Source organism: Asanoa sp. NPDC050611 (assembly GCF_040654855.1).
In the GTDB taxonomy this organism is placed as follows: domain Bacteria; phylum Actinomycetota; class Actinomycetes; order Mycobacteriales; family Micromonosporaceae; genus Asanoa.
Map to the genome: position 1 here is coordinate 1 of NZ_JBFAIU010000613.1, position 2230 is coordinate 2230.

The following is a 2230-nucleotide window of genomic DNA, read 5'->3' on the forward strand; positions in this document are numbered from 1 at the left end:
GGCAAGGCCGGAGCGGCGGCGGGCAAGGCCGGAGCGGCGGCGGGCAAGGCCGGAGCGGCGGCGGGCAAGGCCGGAGCGGCGGCGGGCAAGGCCGGCAAGGCGGGTAGGACCAGGGCGGCTGAGGGCAAGGCCGTGCCGGCGGCGGGTGAGTCCGTTCCGACGTTTGCCAAGGCCGCGGCGACGCCGGGTGAGGCCGTGCCGTCGGCGGGCGGGGCCGTGCCAGCCGCGGGTGAGGCCGCGCCGACGTTTGCCAAGGCGGCGGCGACACCGGGCGAAGACGTGCCGTCGGCGACCAAGGCCGGGCCGACGGCGGCTAGGGCCGTGCCGACCGCCGGCAATGGTGGGCCCGGCCCTCGCAATGGCGCGCCCACGTCGCGGGTCCGCGTTCGTGATGGGGTGTGGGTGTTGGTTCGGACGCCGGTGTTGCGGGGCATGGCGGTGGCGAGCTGTCTCTATTGGACCGCCAACGCGGCCCTGACCGCCCTGCTGATCCCGTTCGTCGTCGACGGGCTCGGGCGGTCCGGCCGCGTCGTCGGCTGGCTCATCGCCGCCCTCGGCCTCAGCTATCTCGTCGGCGCCGCCATCGCGCGGCGGCTCATCCTGCGGCACGCGACGCGTACGCTGCTGGCCTTCGGTTATGCCGCCGTCGGCGCCTGCTTCGTCGTGGCCTTCACCGCTACCTCGGTGCCGCGGGCGCTGGTCGCGGTCGGCCTCAGCGGTGTGCCCGGCGCCGTCACCCAGATCGCGACCGCTCACCGCCTTCAGGTGTCCACGCCGGACGCCGTGCTCGGGCGCGTCGCCTCCGCGTTCCATCTGAGCGACGCCCTCGCCGCGGTTGCCGGCGCCGTCGTCGGCCCCGGGCTGCTCGCCCTCGCCGGCTTACGCCCCGCGCTGATCACCCTCAGTCTGGCCGTCGTCGCCGCTGGGCTGCTGGCCGCCGCGCTCCTTGAAGATCCAATCAAGAAAATTAAGATCCGTGCGTTGACATCTTAAATAAATCAAGTCACTCTTGATTTGTGACTACGGGGATCGAGCTAGGGAGACGCCGGTGGACTGGCAGGAGCTGACGGACCTGACGCGGGGGCAGCCGTTCGTCGTCGAGCGGGTCCGGCTCGCGGGCAGTGGTGTCGCGATCGAGGGGCAGTTCGAGCCGCCGCAGCTGGCCGCGCTCAGCGTCGACGACCAGGTGTTCGTCGCCGCGTTCGTGCGGTCGCACGGCTCGATCAAGGAGATGGAGCGGATCTTCGGGGTGAGCTACCCGACGATCAAGTCGCGGCTCAACCGGATCGCCGAGCAGCTCGACTTCGTCGACACCGATCCGGCGCCCAGTGGCGCCGACGTCGTCGACCGGCTGCGCCGGGGCGAGATCAGCGTCCAGGACGCGCTGGCCGAGCTGGAGGCGACCCGATGATGCCCAACATGGTGACGGTGCGTCATCGCCGCCCCGACGGTCGCGGCTTGCGGCTCCACATCCCGGTCCTGCCGGTGCTGCTGCTGTTGTCACCGCTGCTGCTGCTCGCGGCGCTGGCCGGGCTGGTCGCGTGTCTCTACTTCCGGGTCAACCCGGTCGGCGCGGTCCGCGGCGCCGCCCAGTTGCTGTCGGCCATGCGCGGCACTCGGGTCGAGATCGAGCAGGGCCGGGTGGCCGTGCTGGTAAGCGTCAACTGAGCACGGGGGAGGACCAACGATGAACGAGCAACGCCGCCAGATCCTGGAGATGCTGGCCGAGGGCAGGATCACGGCGGACGAGGCCGAGCGGCTGATCACCGCGCTCGGCCGCGAACAACCGGCGCCGACGCCGGGGCCGGGGCCCAAGTCCCGGGCGAAATACCTGCGGGTCCTGGTGGAGTCCACCGAGGGCGGGGAGCCGAGCCGGGTCAACGTCCGGGTCCCGATCCAGTTGCTGCGCGCCGGAGTCCGGCTCACGAGCCTGATCCCGCCGCAGGCGCTCACCCAGGTCAACGCGGAACTCGCCCGCAACGGCGTGCCGATCGACCTGACCCAGCTCAAGCCGCAGCACATCGAGGAGCTCGTCGAGCACCTGGACGACGTCACGGTCGACGTCGACCACGCGGAGGCCAAGGTTCAGGTCTTCTGCGAGTGACACCGGCGGACGGGGGGCCCCGGCCCGCGGGGGGGGGGGCGGGGCGCGGGGTTTGTTTTTAATGTGGGGGGTGGTGGTGGGGGAAAGAGGGGGGGGGTGTGTATAGGTATATAAGAAGGGTGGTTT

At 71.6% G+C, this 2230-nt stretch carries 4 protein-coding genes; all 4 read left to right on the plus strand.

Annotation, left to right across the window (positions count from 1 at the left end):
* The coding region (locus AB0H87_RS40940) for an MFS transporter (protein ID WP_360158989.1) at positions 1-993 on the plus strand (993 nt) is incomplete at its 5' end.
* Positions 994-1048: 55 nt separating this feature from the next.
* Positions 1049-1411 (plus strand): DUF2089 domain-containing protein, encoded by a 363-nt coding sequence (locus tag AB0H87_RS40945; RefSeq protein WP_360158992.1) that lies wholly within the window; start codon positions 1049-1051, stop codon positions 1409-1411.
* An 8-nt stretch (positions 1412-1419) separates the two neighbouring features.
* Positions 1420-1668: a hypothetical protein gene (locus AB0H87_RS40950; RefSeq protein ID WP_360158995.1), complete on the plus strand. Its 249-nt coding sequence runs from the start codon at positions 1420-1422 to the stop codon at positions 1666-1668.
* Positions 1669-1687: 19 nt separating this feature from the next.
* A complete protein-coding gene (locus AB0H87_RS40955; RefSeq protein WP_360158998.1) occupies positions 1688-2104 on the plus strand; it encodes a hypothetical protein in 417 nt (138 codons plus the stop codon).
* The last annotated feature ends 126 nt before the right edge of the window (positions 2105-2230 follow it).

Excerpts from the sequence above, each read along its gene's own strand:
- AB0H87_RS40950 (WP_360158995.1), top strand. The coding sequence starts at position 1,420 with ATGGTGACGGTGCGTCATCGCCGCCCCGACGGTCGCGGCTTGCGGCTC.
- AB0H87_RS40955 (WP_360158998.1), top strand. The coding sequence starts at position 1,688 with ATGAACGAGCAACGCCGCCAGATCCTGGAGATGCTGGCCGAGGGCAGG.